The 23,267-nt window shown below is 44.1% G+C and carries 24 protein-coding genes; 8 read left to right on the top strand and 16 right to left on the bottom strand.

The window, feature by feature from the left end; all coding sequences use genetic code 11:
* Positions 1-27 precede the first annotated feature (27 nt).
* Positions 28-1,899 (bottom strand): ABC transporter ATP-binding protein, encoded by a 1,872-nt coding sequence (locus E2566_RS20640; protein ID WP_107169066.1) that lies wholly within the window; start codon positions 1,897-1,899, stop codon positions 28-30.
* Between the two features lie 44 nt (positions 1,900-1,943).
* The gene (gene ycjG / locus E2566_RS20635; RefSeq protein WP_205942474.1) at positions 1,944-2,909 is read right to left on the bottom strand and encodes an L-Ala-D/L-Glu epimerase; all 966 of its coding nucleotides are present in this window, start codon (positions 2,907-2,909) and stop codon (positions 1,944-1,946) included.
* Between the two features lie 244 nt (positions 2,910-3,153).
* On the opposite strand from ycjG, the gene rph reads away from it, so the two are divergent.
* Together rph and pyrE are read left to right on the top strand one after the other, a co-directional pair.
* On the top strand, positions 3,154-3,870 hold the full coding sequence (gene rph / locus E2566_RS20630; RefSeq protein WP_107169068.1) for a ribonuclease PH: 717 nt from the start codon (positions 3,154-3,156) through the stop codon (positions 3,868-3,870).
* A gap of 221 nt (positions 3,871-4,091) precedes the next feature.
* Positions 4,092-4,733 carry an orotate phosphoribosyltransferase gene (gene pyrE, locus E2566_RS20625; protein WP_107169069.1) on the top strand — a complete coding sequence of 214 codons (642 nt, stop codon included), beginning with the start codon at positions 4,092-4,094 and terminating at the stop codon, positions 4,731-4,733.
* A 92-nt stretch (positions 4,734-4,825) separates the two neighbouring features.
* Here pyrE and slmA read toward each other — a convergent pair whose 3' ends face one another.
* From slmA to coaBC, 3 genes are all read right to left on the bottom strand, one after another.
* On the bottom strand, positions 4,826-5,422 hold the full coding sequence (gene slmA, locus E2566_RS20620; protein ID WP_005967978.1) for a nucleoid occlusion factor SlmA: 597 nt from the start codon (positions 5,420-5,422) through the stop codon (positions 4,826-4,828).
* Between the two features lie 128 nt (positions 5,423-5,550).
* A complete protein-coding gene (dut, locus tag E2566_RS20615; RefSeq protein WP_005967975.1) occupies positions 5,551-6,009 on the bottom strand; it encodes a dUTP diphosphatase in 459 nt (152 codons plus the stop codon).
* A complete protein-coding gene (gene coaBC / locus E2566_RS20610) occupies positions 5,987-7,264 on the bottom strand; it encodes a bifunctional phosphopantothenoylcysteine decarboxylase/phosphopantothenate--cysteine ligase CoaBC (RefSeq protein ID WP_420892580.1) in 1,278 nt (425 codons plus the stop codon). The genes dut and coaBC overlap by 23 nt, the downstream gene beginning before the upstream one ends.
* Positions 7,265-7,417: 153 nt before the next feature.
* On the opposite strand from coaBC, the gene radC reads away from it, so the two are divergent.
* From radC to E2566_RS20585, 5 genes are all read left to right on the top strand, one after another.
* On the top strand, positions 7,418-8,083 hold the full coding sequence (radC, locus tag E2566_RS20605) for a RadC family protein (RefSeq protein WP_107169070.1): 666 nt from the start codon (positions 7,418-7,420) through the stop codon (positions 8,081-8,083).
* A 237-nt stretch (positions 8,084-8,320) separates the two neighbouring features.
* Positions 8,321-8,557, top strand: coding sequence for a 50S ribosomal protein L28 (gene rpmB, locus E2566_RS20600; protein ID WP_005967968.1), 237 nt, complete (start codon positions 8,321-8,323; stop codon positions 8,555-8,557).
* Positions 8,558-8,568: 11 nt separating this feature from the next.
* Positions 8,569-8,736, top strand: coding sequence for a 50S ribosomal protein L33 (gene rpmG / locus E2566_RS20595; protein WP_002208990.1), 168 nt, complete (start codon positions 8,569-8,571; stop codon positions 8,734-8,736).
* A gap of 219 nt (positions 8,737-8,955) precedes the next feature.
* Complete coding sequence (gene mutM / locus E2566_RS20590) at positions 8,956-9,765, top strand: bifunctional DNA-formamidopyrimidine glycosylase/DNA-(apurinic or apyrimidinic site) lyase (protein ID WP_107169071.1); 810 nt, start codon at positions 8,956-8,958, stop codon at positions 9,763-9,765.
* A 53-nt stretch (positions 9,766-9,818) separates the two neighbouring features.
* Complete coding sequence (locus E2566_RS20585; RefSeq protein ID WP_107169072.1) at positions 9,819-10,808, top strand: glycosyltransferase; 990 nt, start codon at positions 9,819-9,821, stop codon at positions 10,806-10,808.
* Between the two features lie 5 nt (positions 10,809-10,813).
* Here the strand turns inward: E2566_RS20585 and coaD are convergent, their stop codons facing one another.
* The 4 genes from coaD to E2566_RS20565 form a co-directional block, all read right to left on the bottom strand.
* Positions 10,814-11,302, bottom strand: coding sequence for a pantetheine-phosphate adenylyltransferase (gene coaD, locus E2566_RS20580; protein ID WP_107169073.1), 489 nt, complete (start codon positions 11,300-11,302; stop codon positions 10,814-10,816).
* A gap of 39 nt (positions 11,303-11,341) precedes the next feature.
* Complete coding sequence (gene waaA / locus E2566_RS20575; protein ID WP_107169074.1) at positions 11,342-12,619, bottom strand: lipid IV(A) 3-deoxy-D-manno-octulosonic acid transferase; 1,278 nt, start codon at positions 12,617-12,619, stop codon at positions 11,342-11,344.
* A gap of 229 nt (positions 12,620-12,848) precedes the next feature.
* Positions 12,849-13,709, bottom strand: coding sequence for a glycosyltransferase family 32 protein (locus E2566_RS20570; protein ID WP_107169075.1), 861 nt, complete (start codon positions 13,707-13,709; stop codon positions 12,849-12,851).
* A gap of 93 nt (positions 13,710-13,802) precedes the next feature.
* Positions 13,803-14,567, bottom strand: coding sequence for a glycosyltransferase family 2 protein (locus E2566_RS20565; protein WP_107169076.1), 765 nt, complete (start codon positions 14,565-14,567; stop codon positions 13,803-13,805).
* 86 nt (positions 14,568-14,653) lie between these two features.
* On the opposite strand from E2566_RS20565, the gene E2566_RS20560 reads away from it, so the two are divergent.
* Positions 14,654-15,403: a glycosyltransferase family 25 protein gene (locus tag E2566_RS20560; RefSeq protein WP_107169077.1), complete on the top strand. Its 750-nt coding sequence runs from the start codon at positions 14,654-14,656 to the stop codon at positions 15,401-15,403.
* A 132-nt stretch (positions 15,404-15,535) separates the two neighbouring features.
* On the opposite strand, the gene E2566_RS20555 is transcribed toward E2566_RS20560, so the two are convergent.
* The 7 genes from E2566_RS20555 to rfaQ all read right to left on the bottom strand — a co-directional run bounded on the left by E2566_RS20555 (position 15,536) and on the right by rfaQ (position 23,043).
* Complete coding sequence (locus E2566_RS20555) at positions 15,536-16,510, bottom strand: glycosyltransferase family protein (RefSeq protein WP_133169855.1); 975 nt, start codon at positions 16,508-16,510, stop codon at positions 15,536-15,538.
* 59 nt (positions 16,511-16,569) lie between these two features.
* Positions 16,570-17,358 (bottom strand): hypothetical protein, encoded by a 789-nt coding sequence (locus tag E2566_RS20550; protein ID WP_107169079.1) that lies wholly within the window; start codon positions 17,356-17,358, stop codon positions 16,570-16,572.
* A gap of 147 nt (positions 17,359-17,505) precedes the next feature.
* Positions 17,506-18,381: a protein YibB gene (yibB, locus tag E2566_RS20545; RefSeq protein ID WP_107169080.1), complete on the bottom strand. Its 876-nt coding sequence runs from the start codon at positions 18,379-18,381 to the stop codon at positions 17,506-17,508.
* A gap of 334 nt (positions 18,382-18,715) precedes the next feature.
* Positions 18,716-19,738 (bottom strand): glycosyltransferase family 8 protein, encoded by a 1,023-nt coding sequence (locus E2566_RS20540; protein WP_107169081.1) that lies wholly within the window; start codon positions 19,736-19,738, stop codon positions 18,716-18,718.
* 48 nt (positions 19,739-19,786) lie between these two features.
* Positions 19,787-20,797, bottom strand: coding sequence for a lipopolysaccharide 3-alpha-galactosyltransferase (gene waaO / locus E2566_RS20535; RefSeq protein ID WP_107169082.1), 1,011 nt, complete (start codon positions 20,795-20,797; stop codon positions 19,787-19,789).
* 63 nt (positions 20,798-20,860) lie between these two features.
* Positions 20,861-21,976 (bottom strand): glycosyltransferase family 4 protein, encoded by a 1,116-nt coding sequence (locus E2566_RS20530; protein ID WP_107169083.1) that lies wholly within the window; start codon positions 21,974-21,976, stop codon positions 20,861-20,863.
* Positions 21,973-23,043, bottom strand: coding sequence for a lipopolysaccharide core heptosyltransferase RfaQ (rfaQ, locus tag E2566_RS20525; RefSeq protein WP_107169084.1), 1,071 nt, complete (start codon positions 23,041-23,043; stop codon positions 21,973-21,975). Before rfaQ ends, E2566_RS20530 begins: the two co-directional genes overlap by 4 nt.
* Between the last annotated feature and the right edge of the window lie 224 nt (positions 23,044-23,267).

The following is a 23,267-nucleotide window of genomic DNA, read 5'->3' as shown; positions in this document are numbered from 1 at the left end:
TACTATTTTTTATAGCTACATCGTATTTCAGGCTGCCGATTCGTTGTCGGCGACCCAGTGCTGCGGCGCAACCTCTCGGTAGCGCGTTTTGGCGACGGCCTCACCTGCTTTACGCAAGGGGGAGGGGATTTCGCTGTCGTCAAACTGGCGTGTGCCGCGACGGGTTGGATCGGCAATCGGGACCGAGGCCAACAGGCGGCGGGTATATGGATGTTGCGGATCGTTAAACACCGACTGACGCGGGCCGATCTCTACAATTTGGCCGAGGTACATCACCGCGACGCGGTTAGCGATACGCTCAACCACCGCCATATCGTGCGAGATGAAAATCCATGACACGCCGGTTTTCTTCTGGAGGTCCATCATCAGATTGACGACCTGCGCCTGAATTGACACATCGAGCGCCGAGACGGCTTCGTCAGCAATGATGACCTGCGGCTGCAACGCCATCGCACGGGCGATCGCGATACGCTGGCGCTGTCCGCCGGAAAATTCGTGTGGGTAACGACGTGCGTGCTCAGGCAGCAGACCGACACTTCTGAGCAGCGCCTGCACCTGCGGTGTCGCCTCTTCCAGTGATTTCACCAGACCGTGTAGCAGCAGCGGTTCGGCGATGGTGAAACCGACCGTCAGACGTGGATTGAGCGAGGCATACGGGTCTTGAAACACCATTTGCATTTCCCGGCGCAGCGGCTGGAAATCACGCTCTTTCATCTGGGATATTTCGTTGCCCTGAAAGTGAATGCTTTCGGCCTCGCTCTGAACCAGACGCAGTAAGGCACGTCCGGTAGTCGATTTACCACAGCCGCTTTCACCGACGATTGCCAACGTTTCGCCCGGCCAGACGTTGAAATCGATCTGCTCTACCGCGTGAACGTGGTGGGTCACTGTAGATAAAATCCCGCTGCGTATGGGGTAATAGACGCGCAGCCCGCGAATATCTAACAGCGGCTCGGCATCATAGCGGGCGGTGACTTGTTCAATATTGTTTGGGTCGGTAGCCTGTCCCAACAGTGGGAAACGTTTCGGCCACAGGCTATCGCGCATGTCGCCCAGTTTCGGTACGGCGGCCAGCAGCGATTGGGTGTACGGGTGCTGCGGTGCAGCGAAAATCTGTTCGACAGTGCCTTGCTCTACGATTTCGCCGCGATACATCACTACGACGCGGTCAGCGATTTCTGCGACGACGCCCATATCGTGGGTAATAAACAATACCGCCATGTCGCTCTGTTGTTGCAGGTCGCGCAGGATTTGCAGAATGCGCGCCTGCACGGTGACATCCAACGCGGTGGTCGGTTCATCGGCAATCAGCAGTTGTGGGTCGCAGGCCAGCGCCTGTGCGATCATCACACGCTGGCGCATTCCGCCTGATAGCGAATGCGGGTAGCTTTTCATCACGCGATCGACGTCTGCAATGCGCACCTTGCGCAGTAGCTCACGGGCTTTTTTGTCTGCACTGGCGGCATCACAGATTTTGTGATCAAGCAGGGCTTCGGTAAGCTGATCGCCGACTTTCAGCACCGGATTGAGTGAGGTCATCGGTTCCTGAAAAATCATGGCGAGATCGCGACCGCGCAGCTTACGGCGTGCTTCTGCTTTCATGCTTAACAGGTCGTGTTGTTGACCGTCGCGCGTAGTAAAACGGAGCGCGCCACGTTCGATGTTGGCAGAATCTGCCAGCAACCCCATCACGGTGAGTGATGTCACTGATTTGCCTGAACCACTTTCGCCCACCACGGCGACCACTTCCCCTTTATTGACGGTAAAGGAAATGCCTTTTAGTGCCTGATGCGTGCCGGAACGGCCGCTAAAGCTAACGTTCAGATCGTCGATTTCCAGTACAGGTCTGGGGGCGTTACCGGGTGCTGTGGCGGCACCCGCGTGCATGATATCCGTCATGGTCACTCCGGTTGAGGGTTTTAGGGTTGCTTCGGTTGAGAGCGTCATAGCCAGATTCGGCCAAGGTTATAGGTCAGATAAGGCGAGCTGTCGGCTGCCAGCCAGATAGGGCCATCAAGATCGACATGTTCGGCATCTGCCGCGATCGGCAAAGCGGCTTCCATTGCCATTGATGAACCCAGCATGCAGCCGACCATAATGCGCAGGCCGTGGAATCTCGCCTCACGTACCATTGCCAGCGCCTCGGTCAGTCCGCCACACTTGTCCAGCTTGATGTTGATCATGTCATAACGACGGCGCAGCCCGATGATGTCACCGCTGTCGCGGCAGCTTTCATCTGCGCAGATGGGAATCGGATGGGCAAAGCGCTGTAAATCCTCGTCCTTACCGACGGGAAGCGGTTGTTCGATCATCGCAACCTGATAAGGCAGCAGAGCTTTGGATAGGCTGTGTAAATCCAGTCCGCTCCAGCTTGCTCTCGCGTCGATAATCAATCTGGCATTGGGCGCGGCGGCACGAATGGCGGCAACCCGCTCCAGAATCAGTTCACGATCCAGCTTGATTTTCAGTAGCAGTGCGCCATGAGAAATGGCATTTGAGGCAGCAGCGGCCATTTTTTCCACGCTGTCGAGCGCCAACGTTTGCGCGCAAACTACGGATGCTGGCGGACGAATATCGAGGTGTTGCCACAGCGTCTGTTTTTTCAATGCGGTGTTGAGCCGCCACAGCGCGCAGTCCAGCGCATTTCTGGCCGCGCCTGCCGATAAATTCTGTTGAAGTTGTTCAATGGTGAGGCCGTTTTCTACCGCCTCACGGATCGCAGAAAGTTGGTGGCATACGCTGTCGGCAGACTCGCCATAATAGGCGGCAGGCGTGCATTCGCCTTGGCCAATAAATCCTTTTTCTTCCAGCGAGACGCGGATAACGGTGACCACATGACGCGTGCCGTTATCGGCCGTGATGGGGCGGGCCAGTGGCAGATTGACGGTTTCAATGTGCATATGCCGCATCATGATTTTTCTCATTCACGCTCAAGGGATGAACGGACTATTTCATGATGCATCATCACTGACGAATACTTGTTTATGAGTAGGGTATAACCTCAGGTTATACCATAAGGATAAGGTATGGCTGGTGAAGAATTAACCGCTAATCTTGCAAATTTATCGGTACTGGCGCAGGGTAAGATTAGGCAGCGCGCTGCGAAAAACGTATAATGCGCGCCAGTTTTCATTGACCCGCCGGAGATGAGCCATGCGCCCAACAGGCCGAAGTGCACAGCAAGTACGCCCCCTTACATTCACCCGTCATTACACGAAGCACGCCGAAGGTTCCGTTTTGGTCGAGTTTGGCGACACCAAAGTGTTATGCAATGCCACGGTAGAAGAGGGTGTTCCGCGCTTTCTAAAAGGCCAGGGGCAAGGATGGGTCACTGCCGAATACGGTATGTTGCCGCGTGCGACGCACAGCCGTAACGCGCGTGAAGCGGCTAAAGGCAAGCAGGGCGGGCGGACGCTAGAGATTCAGCGCCTGATCGCACGTTCCCTACGCGCGGCTATCGACCTGAAAGTGCTCGGCGAATACACCATTACGCTCGACTGCGATGTCTTGCAGGCAGACGGCGGCACGCGTACCGCGTCCATCACCGGAGCCTGCGTAGCGCTGGCAGATGCGTTAAATCAGATGGTTGCCAGCGGTAAGCTGAAAAAGAACCCGATGAGAGGCATGGTCGCAGCGGTTTCCGTCGGCATCGTGAACGGCGAAGCGCTGTGCGATTTGGAATACGTGGAAGATTCTGCTGCTGAAACCGACATGAATGTGGTCATGACTGAAGATGGCCGTATGGTTGAAGTGCAGGGGACGGCCGAAGGCGAGCCGTTCAGCCACGAAGAATTGCTTACCTTGCTGGCGCTCGCCCGAGGGGGAATCGATACCATCGTTCAGGCGCAGAAAGCTGCCTTAGCTGATTGATTTTATAAGCGACCAATTGGTCGCTTTTTTATACCCGTCATACTTCAAGCTGCATGTGCGTTGGCTTTGTTACTCGGCCAACTTATGGCCTCGCCCCTTCGGGGTCAGCGCAAGCACTGTTCAAAAACGCCTTGCCGTTTTTGTCCTGCAACTCGAATTATTTAGGGTATATATAAATTACTCAACAACATGATTAATCCGTAAGACGAGGAGATGCAGTAATGAAAGCCTACCAGCGCCAGTTTATTGAGTTTGCACTCAGCAAGCAGGTATTGAAGTTCGGCGAGTTTACGCTGAAATCCGGGCGTATCAGTCCCTATTTCTTTAACGCCGGGCTGTTTAATACCGGGCGCGATTTGGCCTTACTGGGGCGTTTTTATGCCGAAGCTTTGGTTGATTCTGGTGTGGAGTTCGATCTGCTGTTCGGGCCAGCTTACAAAGGTATTCCTATTGCCACCACCGCAGCGGTAGCGCTGGCAGAACACCACGATCGTGACCTGCCTTACTGCTTTAATCGCAAAGAAGCTAAAGACCATGGTGAGGGCGGCAGTCTGGTCGGCAGCCCATTGCAGGGTCGCGTGATGCTGGTGGATGATGTGATCACGGCGGGTACGGCGATTCGCGAGTCGATGGAGATCATCGGTGCGCACGGCGCGACGCTGGCGGGTGTGATGATTGCGTTGGATCGTCAGGAACGCGGTCGTGCTGATTTGTCTGCGATTCAGGAAGTTGAACGTGATTATCAGTGCAAGGTGATTTCGATTATTACGCTGACGGATTTGATCGCTTATCTGGCAGAAAAACCAGAAATGGCGGCGCATCTGGATGCGGTGAAAGACTATCGTGAGCAGTACGGGATTTAACGTTGTAAATTAGGATTCCGTCAGGAACATCTGGCGGAATCCTGTCTATTTAAGGTATTGTGCAATCTAAAGTGCGGTGCGATAAACCGCATTTAGTTGAGTTGCGCAGCCAGCAGCGGCCAGCGGGTATCGAATTCCTGCGTCGGACGATAGCGGAACTCAGAGCGAATAAAGCGCGACAACATCCCTTCGCAAAACGCTAACAGTTGGCTAGCCAGCAGCGTTTCGTCATGCTGGAAACCTTTGCCATCACGTAGCTTATGCTCGCGCAATACCTGACGCAATTGCGATTCAATACGCTCAAACAGTTGGTTAATTCGCCCCTGTAAGCGATCTTGTTCAAACATCAGCGCATGACCCGTCATGATGCGAGTCAGACCAGGATTCCGTTCTGCAAACCCTAAAATCAGCAGCAAAATCAGACGAAGACGATTAAACGTTTCCTTTTCGTCTTGCAGAATCAGGTTAATACGGGTGGTCAGGCTATCCTCAATGAATTCAATCAGGCTATCAAACATCCGCGTTTTACTGGGAAAATGCCGGTAGAGCGCTGCTTCGGACACGCCGACGTTCGCAGCTAGTTTTGCCGTGGTGATGCGTTGGCTACCGTCGCTGGATTCCAGCATCTGCGCCAGCGCCTGCAAAATTTCCTCGCGGCGATTCCTTTTCGTATTTTCTTTTTCTGCCATGTCTGAAAAGACCCTTGCTAAATATTTGACTGACAAGCACCCGTTAGCGCCACAGTCGCCATTTCCTTTTGGATAGGCGGCGCTGTGGCTTATATGAATTTTTTACACTACAGGGTGGCTGGAGCGCGTTAGCTACGGCCGGAGTGGCCGAAGCCGCCTTCTCCACGTTCGCTGCCGACGAAATCTTCGACCAGATTAAACTCAGCTTGAACGACGGGCACAAAAACCATCTGCGCGATGCGTTCGCCCGGTTCAACCGTAAACGATTGTTGACCCCGGTTCCAGACGGAAACCATGAGTTGCCCTTGATAGTCGGAATCGATCAGACCAACCAGATTCCCCAGCACCACGCCGTGCTTATGGCCTAGCCCAGAACGAGGCAGAATAACCGCCGCCAGTCCGGTATCGGCAATGTGAATCGCCAGCCCGGTTGGAATCAGGGTGGTTTCTCCTGCTTTGAGTTCAATCGCCTGATCCAGACAGGCACGCAGATCGAGCCCGGCAGAACCCGGAGTAGCATAGGTTGGTAACGGGAATTGTTGTCCAACACGTGGGTCAACAATCTTAACGTCGATTTTTTTCATCATAACGGCTGATAATCTCATCGATTAATTTTTGGCCAAGAAGACGTTTGTCGCACTGCGGCAACGCGGTGTCTCCATCATGCCAAAAAAGATGTAACGCATTGGTTTCACTGTTAAAACCATGCCCGGAAAGAGAGACGTTGTTCGCGCAAATCAGGTCCAGTTTTTTACGCGCCAGTTTCTGCCGGGCGTATTCTTCCACATTCTGGGTTTCGGCAGCAAACCCGACAACATAAGGACGATTTTCTGTCATGGCTGCGACACCAGCGATGATATCTGGATTTTTGACCAGGGTGAGAGTCATTTCATCACCCTGCTGATTCTGTTTTTTAATCTTTTCATCAGCGATATGTTTGGCGCGATAGTCTGCAACCGCAGCACAGCCGATAACAATGTGCTGCTGTGTTGCGCGTTCCATCACCGCGTGCTCCATCTCCAGCGCGCTGCCGACATCAATACGCGTGACGCCTTGCGGTGTAACAAGCGAGACTGGGCCGCTTACTAGTGTGACGTTAGCGCCACGAGCGGCAGCGGCCTGTGCGATAGCAAAGCCCATTTTTCCGGAACTGTGGTTAGAGATGAAGCGCACCGGGTCCAGTGCTTCTCTCGTCGGCCCAGCGGTGACCAGAATATTCAGATGTTGCAGATCGTGGATGGCAGAAAAATGACGCTGCACCAGCCTAACAATGTCCATCGGGTCGATCATTCGACCCGGTCCAACATCGCCACACGCCTGACTGCCGCTATCCGGCCCCCAGATTGGTAGCCCTCTTGCCGCCAGCGTGCGCAGGTTGTCTTGCGTGGGCTCTGCGCGATACATCTGCTGATTCATCGCAGGGACGACGGCGATAGGGGCAGACGTTGCGAGGCAAAGGGTGGTCAGCAGGTCGTTTGCCATGCCAGCGGCGACGCGGGCAATCAGATCGGCGGTGGCTGGGGCAAGAATGACTAAATCAGCCCATTTTCCTAACTCGATGTGGCCCATTGAGGCTTCTGCCGCGGGGTCGAGCAGGTCGTCTGATACGGGATAGCCAGAGACAGCCTGTAGCGTCAGTGGCGTGATGAAAGCTTTAGCGGCAGATGTCATGACAACCCGTACATCGGCACCGCCATCGCGCAGGCGCCGTACCAGTTCCGGGCACTTGTACGCAGCAATACCGCCACTGATACCCAGTACGATTCGTTTGCCGGAGAGTGCATTCAGGCTGGAAAATTCCGTCATCATCATGGTCCGATTAAAAGTCCTAAGAGGCATCATTTTACCATAACCTTGCGGTCAGATAAGAACCTTAAGGTCGTTGCCAGGGTTTCCCTGAGAAGATTGCGAGGCACCTCGCAGCCTTTTATCGGCGATATCGTCCTATTTTTGCCGGTGTGACATGATGCCGTCGAGCGGTACAGGGAGAGGCTGATGGGTTGGGAAAAGGGATTGGCACCGCGTGAAAAACTGGTGCGTTTAGGGGCGGAATCGCTGACGGATGCCGAACTGCTGGCGATTTTTTTACGCACAGGGCTACCCGGTATGCATGTGATGCAACTGGCAGAAAGTTTGTTGGTGCAATTTGGGTCGTTATATCAACTGATGACGGCCGAGCAGTCTGCGTTTCATAGCGCCAAAGGCGTAGGAATATCAAAATATACGCAGCTTAAGGCGATAGCAGAGCTGTCGAGGCGGTTGTTTTTCTCTCGCCTGGCAAAAGAGGACGCGATGCTAAACCCGGCAGCGACCGGTCAATATTTGCAGTTGCTACTGTCGCGACGTGAGCGCGAGGTTTTTTTAGTCCTGTTTTTGGATAATCAACACCATGTTATTCGCCATCAGGAGATGTTTGTTGGTACGATTAACAGCGTGGAAGTACACCCGCGTGAAATTGTGCGTGAAGCGCTAAAGGCGAATGCCGCCGCGCTGATTTTGGCGCATAATCACCCGTCGGGAAAAGCGGAGCCGAGTCAGGCTGACCGTGCGATAACCGAACAGATTGTCAAAGCGTGCCTGTTAATGGAGATCCGCGTGCTCGATCATTTAGTCATTGGGCATGGCGAATACGTTTCTTTTGCCGAGCGTGGCTGGATTTAACAGATATTTCCGCGATCCAATGGGATCTTTAGCTGTTCGGGACTTGAGCACTTACGCTTCAGAGCGTATACTACGCCACCTTTGAGAATCTTGGGTGTGGCGTTAAGAGCCTATCTCAGCAGGTTTATCCTGATGACAGAGTCTTTTCAGTGAAGTTGCTGAGATGGGCTCTAAAGCCTGACGAGGCGGCCAAACCCTATACGAAGCTCGAGCTGATTTGATTTTTGGAGAATAGACATGTCCCGAGTCTGCCAAGTTACTGGCAAGCGTCCGGTGGCCGGGAACAACCGTTCCCACGCACTGAATGCGACCAAACGCCGTTTTCTGCCGAACCTGCATTCACACCGTTTTTGGGTTGAAGGCGAGAAGCGCTTTGTAACACTGCGTGTATCTGCTAAAGGTATGCGTGTTATTGATAAGAAGGGTATTGAGACGGTTTTGGCCGATCTGCGTGCCCGTGGTGAAAAGTATTAAGGAACTGAATCATGGCTAAGGGTGTTCGCGAGAAGATCAAGCTTGTTTCTTCTGCTGGTACTGGTCACTTCTATACCACTACGAAGAACAAACGTACTAAGCCGGAAAAATTGGAACTGAAGAAATTCGATCCAGTTGTCCGTCAGCACGTTCTCTACAAAGAAGCTAAAATTAAGTAATTTTTGCTCCTTTATGAAAAACCCAGCCAAGGCTGGGTTTTTTTTTGGCAGTTGTCTGTCAGGCACGTGTCGATTTGTCTTAACTGATTTGTTTTAATCGCTGTGGGTAAAATATGTCAGCGATAGCGTTGTTTCCCGCCGTATCCCCTGTTTTGGGGGCCATCACAGATGGTATCCTGTTGTTTATGCTAATGTAGCCACCTTTATCAGGAGACGCACATGCCTGAATTACCTGAGGTTGAAACCAGTCGTCGGGGAATTTCACCCTATCTCGTTGGTCATACCATCCTTTATGCAGAAGTGAGGAATACGCGCCTGCGCTGGCCGATATCGGCTGAGGTTCTCTCACTAAGCGATGAGCCAGTGCTAAGCGTGCGTCGACGGGCAAAATACCTGCTGATTGAGCTTACGCGTGGCTGGATTATCGTGCACCTTGGTATGTCTGGTAGCCTGAGGGTATTGCCGGAATATAGCGAACCAGAAAAGCACGATCATGTTGATTTGGTGATGGACAGCGGTAAAGTGCTGCGTTACACCGATCCCCGGCGTTTTGGCGCCTGGCTGTGGACGGATAATATAGAAACTTGCTCGGTATTGGCACATCTAGGGCCGGAGCCATTAGAGTCAGAATTCTCCGCAGATTATCTCTATCAGGCGTCACGAAATAAAAAAACGTCTATAAAACAGTGGATTATGGATAACAAAGTGGTCGTTGGCGTAGGCAATATTTATGCGAGTGAATCGCTGTTTGCTGCGGGTATCCACCCTGATAGAACGGCCGGATCGCTAAATGAGAATGATGCAGCCGTCTTGGTGCACGTGATTAAACAGGTGTTACAGCTTTCGATTGAGCAGGGTGGCACGACGCTGCGTGACTTTTTGCAATCAGATGGCAAGCCTGGCTATTTCGCACAGGAGTTGCGGGTCTATGGCCGCAACGGTGAACCTTGCCGAACATGTGGAACACCAATAGAAACCGCGAAACATGGGCAGCGTAGCACATTCTTTTGCCGCCGTTGTCAGCGTTAATATTGTTTAATTTAGCTTTTTTCGCTTAAATATAAGGTGCTTTAGAGGACATTATGAGTCGTGTGGATATTAGCGTCATTGTTCCTATTTATAACTGTGAAGAGTATATCGAGCCTCTTTTTTCGTCTTTGCTTGCCCAGGATAATGTCGCTTTTGAAGTTATTGCGATAAATGATGGTTCCACAGATGGCAGCCTTCTGAAATTGAATGAGATAGGCAAGTCGGCTACAAATTTGATTATTGTCAGTCAAGAGAATAAAGGGTTGTCTGAAGCGAGAAACACAGGGATTCGACACGCCAGTGGCGAGTGGATTGCATTCGTTGATGGTGATGACTGGTTGGAAAAAAGTACGCTATCGACATGGCTTGAAAAAGCCAAGGAACAACGCCTTGATCTATTGATAGGCAATGGTTTTAAGTTTAATGAAAATCCAGAACAGGAAGTAAAAGAGCCTATTCAAACAAAGCAGCCATGGGATGAGGTAATGAGCGGAGATGAATGGATCATTCGTAGTGTAAGAAATAATGAATGGTGCCACTTTGCATGGTTGCAGCTAATACGCCATGATGTCATATCATTGAATAAATTAAGTTTTATTCCAGATATGATGCATGAAGACATTCTATGGACGGCGAATTTAGCGCTGGTTGCTAAACGAGTGGGCTTCTGTGAAAAGGTAGGTTATGGTTATCGAATCGGTAATACGAATTCGATAACAAAATCAGTGTCGATTGAGAAAATATCACGTAGAGCAAACAGTTATATTGATATCATGCATGGCCTGATTGCTCTTGCTCATCGAAAAAAAGACAACGCTATTTTAAATAAAGCATTAATTCGTCATGCAAACCGAGAGAGTCGCCATTTGTTTGGGCTTTTGCGTAAAAAAATATCATCTCATTCCATTCGGAAACAGTTAGCCCAGAAATTTATTGCTACTGGCATTGGTGGGAATTTATTCAAGGAAATGGGCTCATTTAATGATTTTTGGTATGCCCTACGTTTTAATCTTACTGTTTATCTATTTTCAAAGAAAAAATAATGTCTCTACAGATTCTTCGCTAATTTATCGTGTAGTGCACTAACGATGGCGTCGGGTAAGAAATGTGACACATCGCCGCCGTGACGAGCGACTTCCTTGACCAAAGAGGATGAAATAAATGACCATTCTTCCGATGGCATCAGGAAGACGCTTTCAAGCGTCGGCATCAGGTGATGGTTCATTTTCGCGAGCTGAAGTTCATATTCGAAGTCGGCAACGGCTCGCAAACCGCGCACAAGAATATTCGCTTTTTGCTGCTGCGCGAAGTGCACCATGAGATCGCTAAAACCGATGACTTCGACGTTCGACAAATGTTGTGTTGCGCCCTTTGCTAACGCCACGCGCTCATCCAGTGTGAAAAGCGTATGCTTGCTCGGACTGGCGGCGATAGCCAGCACCACCTGATCGAACATGCGTGACGCACGCGTTAGTAAATCCAAATGACCATTGGTTAATGGATCGAACGTGCCAGGATAAATCGCTTTGGTTGTCATCACGTTAGCCCTTCATTCACTGTCTCGGTGGTCACTGTTTCACTGGGTTCTCTGGGGTAAATAAGGTTCCAGTAGCGTTAGCAGCATCTGTAGTGCGCCTTGGTTTTGATGTAACACTTCCACGGCGTGTCGGCCATAGTAGAGGCGATAGTCTTCGTCAGCGAGCAGTTTCCCTACTTCTTTTCCAAGTGAGTCTGCATCGGTAACGGTAATCAGCCCGTCAGCCTGGTCTAGTTTGTTGCAGATATCTTTGAAATTGAACGTGTGTGGCCCCATCAATACTGGGATAGCATGAGCTGCCGCTTCTAACGGATTATGTCCGCCTCGCTCAACCAAACTTCCACCGACAAAGGCCAAATCGGCGATGCCGTACAACAGCATCAGCTCACCCATGGTGTCACCAATGACCACTTGAGTGTTCGCAGAAGGCTGTTCACCACTGCTGCGCAAGGTGTAGGTGAATCCCAAATCTTCTGCCAACACCTGTGTGGTAGAAAAACGTTCTGGGTGGCGAGGAACGAGAATCAACAATAAATCGGGGTAGGTACTAAGCAACTGGCGATGTGCGGCCAGAACGATTGCTTCTTCACCTTCATGCGTACTGGTCGCTATCCATACTGGGCGGTGCGGTGCCCATTGCCGGCGTAATGTGATCGCTCGGGCGGCTAGCTCCGGTGTAACGGAAATATCAAATTTGAGGCTACCGGTTACTTTCAGGCTTGAGCGTTTCAGACCAAGATCGATAAATCGATTCCCGTCTTCCTGATTTTGTGCGGCGACGAGCGTGATACGTTGCAAGATATGACGCGTTAGCTTACCGATCTTTTTGTAACCCGCCGCAGAGCGTTCTGATAACCGAGCATTGGCAATGACCAGCGGAATTTCGCGTTTATGCAGCTCCGCGATCAGATTTGGCCATAGTTCGGTTTCCATAATGATGACGATTTTTGGACGAACCTGATCAAAAAAACGTTTCAGGGCACAAGGTAAATCATAAGGCAGATAAACGTGATAGACCGTGTCACCAAAAGCGGAACGCACGCGCTCAGAGCCAGTGGGTGTCATTGTCGTTACCGTGATCGGCAGATTAGGATAACGATGACGCAATGCTCTCACTAAAGGAATGGCTGCTAATGTTTCACCCACTGAGACCGAATGCAGCATGATACCGTCTGGTTTAACCTTCTCTGCACAAAAACCGTAGCGTTCACCCCAACGCCGACGATAAGCAGGTGCCTTGCGGCCACGAAGCCACAGGCGAAGCCAAATCAACGGTTGGATGAGGTACAGGATGATGGTGTAGAGAGTTTGTAACATAAGATCTACTGTTATCGGTTATCGCTGGGGGGATTTTATCGGGTTCGTGAGGATAAGGCTATTTGTAAAACGGATGCACTTATTCCTCTGACGCATTTCCTAAAAAATGCGGACAGATACGTACATGGCTGTGGCTATTGGATAGCGTTCGGATTAAACAGTCAATCGAACGAACTAGAAGAGCCAACTGTGCTATCTGCCCGGACCTTGATTTATAAGACGTTTGTAGCTATTGGGATTTTTCACAGAAGATACGTTTTATTTTTCTTATTACGCTTTTGCTTTCATTAATAATGTTTTTCTTTAGCCGCTGTAGTGGGTAAACCAGTAATAACCATAATCTATAATATAATTTATCTTTCCCTTCTAGCATAACAATGGAGTCTTTTAGCTTACTGTAATGATTACTGTTAAACTTTCTTATTATATCATCGGTAACATTACGATATTTTAATCCGATGTTTCGATGGTTTTCTTCATGGTAGAAGAATTCGGTTTTGTTGATTTTTTCAATACCAATAGAAAATGGAACTGGGCCTGTAGTATTTAGCACGCCTTTCATTCCTACACCGTAAATCCAGGGTTTGTAAATTTTTAATCTATGAATAACTTCATCTATTGCAGATTTTATATAAGGAGACCTAGGTACTGAGGCTATGTTCCATTGTTGGTATTCGCCACATTTTAAGAAATCTAACTCTTTGTGTATCCCCATATTTTTATCACAGCCACATGCTTTATTATCCCAACTGCATAGCAGTATCTCACAATCTTCTGCAATGGCATCGTTAAGTGGGATCAAACATGAGCTTTTAATATCCAGATAAACACCGCCTTCGATATAAATCAATAGATAGCGAAATAAATCAGCTCTGGCTGCACCATACTTAGGATCTATATTTAAATAGAGACTCAGCACTTCTTTCCCGTAATGATTTTCTATATATGTTAATATTTTATTTTCATCATAAAAAAAATATGTCCATTCAGGATTTATTTTTTTCAGGTTATCTATAGATGCTAATATTTCTTCAGGCAACTCATGTATGCCTTTAGTGTATATTTGATGGATTTTTTTAGGTATTTTCATCACTGTGTCGTCCTTGGTTTTTAAAAAAATAAAAAATATATCTATTGATGATTTTAAAATTTAATTTATATTTTATGGGAAATATATTTCGCTTTATTTGTTGTTATTTAGTGACCACAGTTCGGTGTATTTGTTAAAGGTATACTGAGCATTGACAAATGCGAGCAACAATCCTTGCTTTCCATCTAAAAAACCCGCTCTGAATATCCACGTTTTTAAAAATGAGAAAATGGTGTGAGTAAATATCGCAATATAACTGCAAGATTTACCTTTTTCATAACGTTCTTTTGCCCACGCAGAAGCATAACGTAACTGTTTTTCTTGGAATGCCGAAAAATTACGACAGGTTAAATGCTTAAGATCTCCAGATAAATGCTGAATAGGAGCATCACCATAATCCAATGATTCATGTACGCGGTTGTCATTATACTGGTAGTGATGATTTGCGTAGAGTCGTATTACTTTATCGGGATACCAACCGCTATGTTTCATAAAGCGGCCAAGAAAGAGATTTTGTCGCGCGCAAGAGTAGACGATTTTATCGTCTAGATTGGAGTTGAGTAGCACGCTTTCAATGGATTGACGTAGTTCAGGGGTTACTCTTTCATCAGCATCAATGAAAAAGATATAGTCTCCACTGGCATAGCTCTGTGCTCGTTGCCTTTGTTTGCCATATCCCTGCCAGTCATTGTGTTGATAGACTCTAGCACCATATTGACGAGCTATTTCTACCGTAGAATCAGTGCTGCCAGAATCTACGATAATGATCTCATCTGCCCAATTGGCAGATTGCAGGCACTCTGTTATGAGTTCGGATTCATTTTTTGTGATGATTATTATAGATAACTTTTTATTCATACTACACCTATGGTGTAAGTTATTCTTGATTTTTTCATTGTTATTGATATACGCTAGCCAATTAATATTATCATAAGGTAATTACCATGAAGACATTTGTAGTAAACTTGGAAAGAGATAAAAATAAAAGAGATCAGATACAGGATGAATGCATAAAAGCTAAACTTGATTACGAAATAATTAATGCAGTTGATGGCAGAGAGCTAAGTAACAGTGAGTTGAGATCAAAGATCCATCATATTAGTATTAATTATCTTTCTAAGGGCGAAATAGGTTGTGCCTTGAGCCATCAAAAAATATATAAAAAAATATTAGATGATAACATCGATTACGCTCTCATCTTAGAAGATGATGTCGAAATCCCCCAAGATATTAATGTGTTTTTAAGACAGTTTTCAAATATTAAAAATAAGAGACAAGGAGATGTTTTTTTATTATATCCTTCAGGATTAAGATTTACTAATAGAAAAATAAATATCACCCAAGATTATTTTTTTTATGAGGTCTATAATGCATCATGTACTCATGGATATATTATCTCGAGCAAAGCTGCTAAAAAACTCATACGGATAAATAATCCTATAATATTAGTGGCTGATGCATGGCTATGGTTTTATCAAGTATCTTTATTAAAGGTTTATGCGTTGAATAAAGAACTAGTCAAGGCATATGATATTGATAAATCGCTGTCTTCCATAGAGACTGAAAGATTATTGCTGTTAAATGAAAAAGAAAAATATCAAATGGGAGTAATAAAAAAACAACCTTTTTATTATGTGATAAAATATTATCACAAATATATCAGAAGGATTTTTCTTAAAAAAGAAAAGGCTTAATGACCATATAAAAACCACTATTCAAAATTCACAATATAAAAATCGTTTTTAGAGTGGTGGATGTATTTTATAATATCGTTATTTAAACTATTTACAGTTTGATTTTTGTATGCCAATTTTCATTTTTTATATTTAATTTGTTTTTAGGAAAACATTATCAAATTTTTTCATGACTGAAAATTTGTTAAATTCTTTAGTATAACAATCCCAATCTTGTTTTTTCATATACTCTCTATCAAATTCACTGATTATACGGTTAAGGTCATTAGCGTTATTATATATTATTGCCTTATCTCCTAGTATATCAAGATGACAACGTTCATCGGATAATCCCCATGTTATAATCGGTTTGTTTTTGATCGAGAATTCACCAATAGCTATGCCGAATGTTTCTCCGTTAGTTCTAGCATGAAGATAAGCGTCGCATGTATTTATAAATTTTGATACATATTTTGGATTTGAGGTTCCATTAAGAAAAATAATGTTATCGTATTTATAGAAGAAATTATTCTTAACGAATGAATCTGTCCCTAAAAATAAGAAAAATATATCCTTCCTCTTTCTTGATATTTTTTTTACAACATTTCTAGCAAATTTTATATCAAATGTATCTGCGCCGCCATGTCTACCGAAAACGATTGCGTCCTTAGGGATTCCTAAAGTGGTTCTCAGATCTGATTCTTCATCAGGTAATGATATCATATGAGGTACATAGGGAGCCTTGCCTGAAGTCATCTCATCTGAAAGCCACTTTGAGACATAGGCATATACATCACCATGTGGCTCATAGTTTTTAAACACAGCATGAACGACAGTTTTAATATCATCACTTATTACATCAGATTTTTTTCCCGAGTTTATTACATATAAAATATCTGATTGGGTCTCTTTTATTATTTTTTTTATTTCAGAATGATAAGAGTAATTATATGTTGCAAAGTTTTTTTTGAACAATTCAACTGCTTGAGGGAAATTATTTGGGTTGTTTTTTTCATATATAATTATAGATTCATTCCCCAGAATCTGTTGGTTTTCTAACGCATAATGGAACATTGCATTGGTTGTTCCTCTATAGCATAATTGATTTTCATGAAATATTATTTTCATATTTTACCAAAATTAAAATTTATGGGTTTATATTTTAGAGAGATAGTGATTCTTAATAATTAATGGTTTTTGACTAGCCTGCGTTTTTTGAAACGGGACCACTCTCTTTTTATCTTTCCTAAAATACTTTTCTTATTTAGGTGGTTTTTTAAATGTGTATTGTGACTTTCTATTGATGCTTTTATTACATATTTTCGATAATCTATATTATCCCCAAATTGAATTATTTCATCTGATAACTCGATAAAACATTCAATGAGAAATTTATTTCTTGACTCGAATAGATGAAGGTAATCGTTATTGTATATTGTAAATAATCCATACACGTGGCTGTCACCTAATAGCCATTTAGGTACGGCTGATATTGTTGGGTAGATAAAATCTATTGGGTATTTGGCATTTTGCGCTGCTAATGTTAGTCGGCCAGCAACATCAAATTCGTCATTTGCAATTAATGATGGGCGACCTACACCACGCCAGGTTTTCCCTGTTAAAGCGAGAAACATTGGAGCAACATAAATATAATGATAGTCAATGTGATTAGCTGATTGAGTACAACCATAAATACGTCCATTACATGCGCTGTCTATTGCTTTATGTACCGCATCTGAATTTAAAGGAATACAATCAATATCAACAATTATAATTACATCTTCATCTGATGTATTATCAAGAGCTTCCATCATCCATATTGCATGGTCTATATTATGGAAATTTTGCTGTTCAATGTGAAAACCTAATTTATTAAAGACTTTTTTCTGAGCATTAACTAAACGTAGATCTACATTGTCCCAATACAACGATAGTATACGAACATTATGGTAATTGGAGAGAGAAGTGTCGGTCATAAATTATTCCATTTAATTAAGTGTTTTTATCTTTAGGTTTTTTATTTTCCTTAGTTCTTTATTTCTATTGTTTTTATTATTTTTCCCCATTCATGCTTTGTAATCAAAGATAATGATTATAAAAATAAATATATAATATCTATATATTTATGGATTAGTAGAGAAAAAGTGAGAAAGTAATTTTTCTCTAAATTTCTCTATTTTAGAGAACAAGGATTTTTGGTTATATTTTCTAAATAAATTAAACCAATTGTTTTTTCCAAGATAGTTTAATTGTATTAAATCTTTATTTTTATAGTAACACATAATAAAAATACCTTGATCATCATCAATTATTTTTTCCTGTAAGGTCAATTTTTGGCAACGCCAGACAAGATTAAAAAATTCGTCCCACTTATCTTTAGTACCTACGATAGCCCCGCCAATAATAAAAACTTCATTATTAAACATTTTATCAAAAACAGAGTCTAATGAATTTACCTCCAAGTTTTTATTTATGGTAAAAAAATGTATTTTTTCTCTATTGAATGAATAATTCCACTGTGTAAGCCCATTTAATACTTTCTCGTTTCTGCAATAGCCGAAATCTATCCAAGCAGCAAAATCTGTTTCAATTAACCCCATGCTAATGGATTTAGCGACGAAATAGCTTTTAAGGTTACAGACTATAACATAGTCTGGTGAGAAATATTCGGGGCTAATTGACTGTTCTTTGTTTAGTTTAGTTTTAAATTCCGTAGATTTTTGAATTTTTGATACTTTATTTCGCAGCCTATTCAATTTATTTTTATAATCAAGAACTATTATTTCTGTCGGTTTTTCTCCTCTTATTTCTTTTATGCGATCTTTAAACTCATTTGACGTAAATATAACCATTTTGTTGTCAAGGCGGGCAAGGTTATTGAAATACTCAAAATAAGTGTCTGTTGTTCTATGGAAGTATGGGGTGTGGCCATTTTCTGGAGTCCAATTTCCTCGACCTATATCAAAGAATGCGGTAACAATTGTTATGGAGGGAGCCATTTTTTTCCTATTATCTTAATAAGATAGAATGTAATTAAGTAAGATGTGAAAAATATTAATATATCATTAGACGAGTTAAGAAATCATAAATAACCTATTTTTTGGATTCATTTATCAGGATATATTGATAAATAGCCAGTAGAATTACTCATCTTCCGATAGATTAGCGAGCAGTACATAGCATGTTAGCGATCCTAAAAACAGTCATGTTTCACCGCTCAGTATCGCTCAGTTCGGCTAGTGGTTTGTATTGGGTTGGCGATTGATCAAATTACACTCGTCGGATTGAGTTCCCTTCAGGCGATCTACTATTTTGCAAAATCATTTAGTATATTTATAATGAATTGCGGATTTTCTTTGAAATTTTTCTTATTCCGTATAAAAAACAACTTAAAGATCCAGAGAAATATTTTTTTTGTGCAATTAAATGTTTATATTTTTTCTTCATCTCAACGAAAAAAGTTGCATCCTTTAGATCTGAGGTCAACCATGGTGATTCATGAAATGCTCTCTGAAAAGAGACAGTCGATGGATAGCTTGCCCATTTATGCCAAGGTTTAGTTACACCTGTATAGTGTATGAGAATAGTAGTATTTTTTATAATTTCTTTATATTTTTGATGACTTGGGTCTTTCAACTCACTTTTTATAGAATAAATAGTATTATATTCTCTGGGAAGGAAGATTACGTTATCATGCAACAATATATTCATGACATCCTGATCCGGATATTGAATTGATTTCTCACCATTTCTTAGTTTATCAAATATCTTTTGTGTTAAATTCAATTCATTCCAGATAGTTAAATTTACGAATAAAACACCAGAGTTAAAATATTTCCCTTCTAAGGCGGTCATCTTTAATCGATTTGCTGATTTCTTTTGTGTTTCAGGTAAATCACGAATTACGGCAGCAACATGTGGTGCCGTATCCAACTTGTGAAGCTGTGCTAAAGAACCTTTACAGATTACATCAGCGTCAAGATAGAGGAGGCTTGAGATTTTATCTGAAAGGTGGGAAAAGGCTAGTAATCTGAAATACATAGCATGCGACCAAATATCAGTACAAGGCAATGTTTTTAACATTTCAGAATTTATTTTATATAAGACGATTTTAGTTTTGAATTTTCCCGCAAGAATATTTAATTTTTTAATAAACTCATCATCAAAATCATCAGAAAAAATATGGAATGTAAAATTGATATTATTATTGATGAGAATCGATGCTACTGATATTCCACAACCAACGGCGTAGTTTTTATCTATACCATAAGCAACGTTTAGCGTGTCATTATCGGCGATTAGTTGATGCCTCTTTTCGAAAGTGGAAAGAACATCGATATGTGATGAAAAGACCATTAAATCACCTTTAAAGAAGAAAATTTAGCATGTGAAATTTAAATTTTTTTAAAATGCTTTTTTATAAAGATATTTAAAGAAGCTCAGTGTTCCACGAATAATTTCACCATTATGAAACTGATGCTTAGCACAATATCGCATATTACTCGCTGTTACTGCGTCTAGTAGCGACTCATTTTTCCATGGCGAGTGTTCTTTGGCTTTTAAAAAATATTTCGTACAGGAATAATTAGCTGCCCATTTATGCCAGGGCTTAGTAGGGCCGATGTAATGAATAAAAATAGTCTCACTGGAAATCGGCGTAGGTGCAGACTCGCCATGACTGTATTTTAATTCATAATTTATACTAAACTGTGTGTTGTATTTATTTTCCAAGTGGCAGAATTTTCCTGCCAATAATATATTTAAAACATCTTGATCAGGATGAGTGATAATTTTCTTCATCTTTGGATCGGTCAAAAAACGCATGCTATTTTCTGTTACCGCTGCTTGATGCCAGTTGTTGACTTCAATTAGTAAAACGCCAGAGTTAAAGTATCCATTGCTGAGTTCAGGATGATTAAATTTTTGTGCCCGCTCACTCCACCAGTGCCTGTCACCATCTAGAACCGCAGCGGAAATATGGTTACTAACATCTAATTCTATTAATTCTTGTAATGATCCATTACATATAATGTCTGCATCAAGGTAGAGAACTTTATCAAGTACTCCATGAAAGTAATCGGCAATAATGAAACGGAAATAAATAGCATAGCTCCAGAGTTTTGTTTCTGGTAATGTTTTTAGCCAAGAACAATCAACGATATAGATATTAATGGTTGTATTATATTGCTTTGCCATTTCCTGAAATTTGGCTTTGTCGCTATCACTGATTTTGTCGGTAAACACGTGAAAGGATAAGCAGTGATCCTGATTTTTTAATAGAGTAGACGCTATAGCTATGGCGCAGCCATAAATGAATTTTTCATCAGTACCAAATGCTATATTTAACTCAGGTTTTTTTTTAGAATACGAGAATGAGTGTACGTTTTTTATGACTTTTTCTTTGTCAAAGTACATGTGCTTACCGTGTTGGATGAGTAGCGAAGAGAATAACGTGTTGCAAAAAACAGGTCAGAATATTTATGATTCAATAATCAACTGCGCTGCTTTTTCTGGCAGACTATAAATATCTTCCGTGTCGGCAAAGTGGCGGGCATTTTCCGCCCACTGTTTGAGCGTTTTTGGCTGACTGAGCGCGTGTGATAACGCGTGATTCAGTTCTGTCTGGCTAAAAGGCTCGGAAATAACTTGTCCTGCCTGCGAGCGCTCAATGTAAAAAGCATAACCGCATGCATCGGTAACGAGTATCGGCAATCCTGCTGCGATAGCTTCGAGCAAGACAATGCCGGCTGCTTCCTGATGAGCCGGATGCAGTAACAGATCCGCCGCTGCCATAAAGTCAGGAATATCGTCTCGGCCTGAAAAGAAATGTATTTGTTTACCGATACCGAGTTGTTCAGCCTGCTGTTGAAACGGTTTTGGATCGTCTTGGCCGACAACGAGCAGCACGACCTGTTGACGTAGTTCCTGTGGCAAGCTAGCAATAGCGATCAGGCTGCGGCCAACGCCCTTACGTTTGAAGTCGGAGCCTACCTGTAACAGAACGAATCCGTTTTCATCCAGCTTATGTTGCTGGCGAAATTGAGTGCGCGTCTCTGGAGAACGCGTGCTGTATTTTCTATCCGATGAAATACCTGGGGGCAGCATAAAGAAGCGTTCATCCTGTGTGCCGTAATGCTTCTGAAAATGGGCAATTTGCCGCGGTGTTAGCATCAGCATACGCGTGTGGCTGTTTCTATCGAACACATCGCGTTCTAGCGCCGCATATCCGCGGTAGCGGGGTGTTAGTCGATAAAAAAAGCCTTTTTCCTGAACCGCTTTTTCTGCCGTACATCCCTCTGCGGCATAGTAGAAGTCCAGCCCTGGCATTTTGCTAAACCCGACAACGCGATCGACAGGGTGTTGCTGTAAATGGCGTTGTATCCAGTCGGAAAAACGGCGATGGCGAGTATGGTTACCGAGTCCTGATATCGGTACGAGAACGATGTCGAACCCTTCTGGTTTGTCACCTTGCCATTCGCTCGTGTAAACGCGAATCTCGTGGCCTTGTTTTTGGCAGGTTTGTGCGATACTTAGAAAATCCCGCTGTAGCCCGCCGAAAGGAAAGTATTTATAGACACAGAAGGCGATTTTCATTTGGGATTCTCTTCCTGCGTCTCTTGCAGCATGTTTTCCGATGCCTGAATCACTGCTTGTGCAGGAATACAGGACAAATATTTAATGGTCTGATCGTAATTCTGTTGGGCTGGCATCTGTTGATATTCCCCAGCCCAAATTTGCTTATAACGGTCGCACCACGGGCGCCATAATTTGTAATCTGTTGGACCAAACAGGCACACTAGTGGTGTATCCAACGCGGCCGCCATATGCATCGGGGCCGAGTCTACGCCGATATACAATACAGCGTTGTCAATGAGTGCGGCCAACTCCAGAAAACTCGTTTTACCTGCGAAGGTCATATCGGGTTTATGTGTGCACTGTGCGTGAATATCTTGCACCACATTTAAATCGTCTTCAGAAGGACCACAGGTTAAAACGACTTCCAGATTTTTGGTTTTAAGATAATCAATGACCTGAGCGAATTTGTCGTTGTCCCAGTATTTGTAGTATTGGCGAGTTGTGGGTTGGATGACAACGTAGCGCTGCGTTAACAGTGTAGGGCGTTGGTTTATGATGCTTTGGGCATCTTCCTGACGATAATACAGGGATAACCGGGAGCGCGTATTTGACGCTGGTAAGTTGAGCGGGGTGAGGAGATAAAGATTTTGCTCAACAATATGCGCGCCTATTGGCGGAACACAATCACTGAAAAATGAACGCCATATCTTTCCTTTCAGGTTATTGCCCCGATCGAGAGCAATACTGCGACATCCCAATGATTTGACTAATAGAGCAATCGGCCACTGGTCAGCTAGATTGACGATCAGATCGTAATTATTTTGTTTAAGCGCTTGCCTGGTTTCTGTGAAATTACGGATTTTTTCTAAAAGCGTTCCGGTCTTTCTCTTGAGCCCATAAATCTGATGTATCTCTGGGTTTGCGGAGAGAATTGGCATCGTATCCTGGTACAGCAATACGTCGATTTTGGCGTCAGGATAATTTGCTTGCAGCGTGCTGATGAGCGGAGTGGTCAGCAGCATATCGCCATGATATCTGAGCTTTACTACAAGAATCCGGTGATAGGAGATGATGCGTTGACTCACTCGTTTTCCTTCATTTAATCAAAAGGTTATTATTTTATTGCGGGTATGCTACCGCCCCTGGCTCGACAGCTACCAGTTAACTGAGATGATTCAAGACTTCATAGCGATTTGCGGAACGCAAATTTATCTCGCGATGTTGCTACAGCACATATTGTGCTAAACCTCCGTATGGTACTAGAACCCACATTTCTCTCACAGGGGTAAATGCTATTGCCACCTGCTAA

It is taken from the genome of Pectobacterium punjabense, assembly GCF_012427845.1.
Lineage (GTDB): Bacteria > Pseudomonadota > Gammaproteobacteria > Enterobacterales > Enterobacteriaceae > Pectobacterium > Pectobacterium punjabense.
The sequence above is the reverse complement of the archived record's forward strand: the minus strand, read 5'-3'. Positions and strand labels throughout refer to the sequence as shown.

Excerpts from the sequence above, each read along its gene's own strand:
- E2566_RS20640 (WP_107169066.1), bottom strand. The coding sequence starts at position 1,899 with ATGACGGATATCATGCACGCGGGTGCCGCCACAGCACCCGGTAACGCC.
- ycjG (WP_205942474.1), bottom strand. The coding sequence starts at position 2,909 with ATGCGGCATATGCACATTGAAACCGTCAATCTGCCACTGGCCCGCCCC.
- rph (WP_107169068.1), top strand. The coding sequence starts at position 3,154 with ATGCGCCCAACAGGCCGAAGTGCACAGCAAGTACGCCCCCTTACATTC.
- pyrE (WP_107169069.1), top strand. The coding sequence starts at position 4,092 with ATGAAAGCCTACCAGCGCCAGTTTATTGAGTTTGCACTCAGCAAGCAG.
- slmA (WP_005967978.1), bottom strand. The coding sequence starts at position 5,422 with ATGGCAGAAAAAGAAAATACGAAAAGGAATCGCCGCGAGGAAATTTTG.
- dut (WP_005967975.1), bottom strand. The coding sequence starts at position 6,009 with ATGATGAAAAAAATCGACGTTAAGATTGTTGACCCACGTGTTGGACAA.
- coaBC (WP_420892580.1), bottom strand. The coding sequence starts at position 7,264 with ATGATGCCTCTTAGGACTTTTAATCGGACCATGATGATGACGGAATTT.
- radC (WP_107169070.1), top strand. The coding sequence starts at position 7,418 with ATGGGTTGGGAAAAGGGATTGGCACCGCGTGAAAAACTGGTGCGTTTA.
- rpmB (WP_005967968.1), top strand. The coding sequence starts at position 8,321 with ATGTCCCGAGTCTGCCAAGTTACTGGCAAGCGTCCGGTGGCCGGGAAC.
- rpmG (WP_002208990.1), top strand. The coding sequence starts at position 8,569 with ATGGCTAAGGGTGTTCGCGAGAAGATCAAGCTTGTTTCTTCTGCTGGT.
- mutM (WP_107169071.1), top strand. The coding sequence starts at position 8,956 with ATGCCTGAATTACCTGAGGTTGAAACCAGTCGTCGGGGAATTTCACCC.
- E2566_RS20585 (WP_107169072.1), top strand. The coding sequence starts at position 9,819 with ATGAGTCGTGTGGATATTAGCGTCATTGTTCCTATTTATAACTGTGAA.
- coaD (WP_107169073.1), bottom strand. The coding sequence starts at position 11,302 with ATGACAACCAAAGCGATTTATCCTGGCACGTTCGATCCATTAACCAAT.
- waaA (WP_107169074.1), bottom strand. The coding sequence starts at position 12,619 with ATGTTACAAACTCTCTACACCATCATCCTGTACCTCATCCAACCGTTG.
- E2566_RS20570 (WP_107169075.1), bottom strand. The coding sequence starts at position 13,709 with ATGAAAATACCTAAAAAAATCCATCAAATATACACTAAAGGCATACAT.
- E2566_RS20565 (WP_107169076.1), bottom strand. The coding sequence starts at position 14,567 with ATGAATAAAAAGTTATCTATAATAATCATCACAAAAAATGAATCCGAA.
- E2566_RS20560 (WP_107169077.1), top strand. The coding sequence starts at position 14,654 with ATGAAGACATTTGTAGTAAACTTGGAAAGAGATAAAAATAAAAGAGAT.
- E2566_RS20555 (WP_133169855.1), bottom strand. The coding sequence starts at position 16,510 with ATGAAAATAATATTTCATGAAAATCAATTATGCTATAGAGGAACAACC.
- E2566_RS20550 (WP_107169079.1), bottom strand. The coding sequence starts at position 17,358 with ATGACCGACACTTCTCTCTCCAATTACCATAATGTTCGTATACTATCG.
- yibB (WP_107169080.1), bottom strand. The coding sequence starts at position 18,381 with ATGGCTCCCTCCATAACAATTGTTACCGCATTCTTTGATATAGGTCGA.
- E2566_RS20540 (WP_107169081.1), bottom strand. The coding sequence starts at position 19,738 with ATGGTCTTTTCATCACATATCGATGTTCTTTCCACTTTCGAAAAGAGG.
- waaO (WP_107169082.1), bottom strand. The coding sequence starts at position 20,797 with ATGTACTTTGACAAAGAAAAAGTCATAAAAAACGTACACTCATTCTCG.
- E2566_RS20530 (WP_107169083.1), bottom strand. The coding sequence starts at position 21,976 with ATGAAAATCGCCTTCTGTGTCTATAAATACTTTCCTTTCGGCGGGCTA.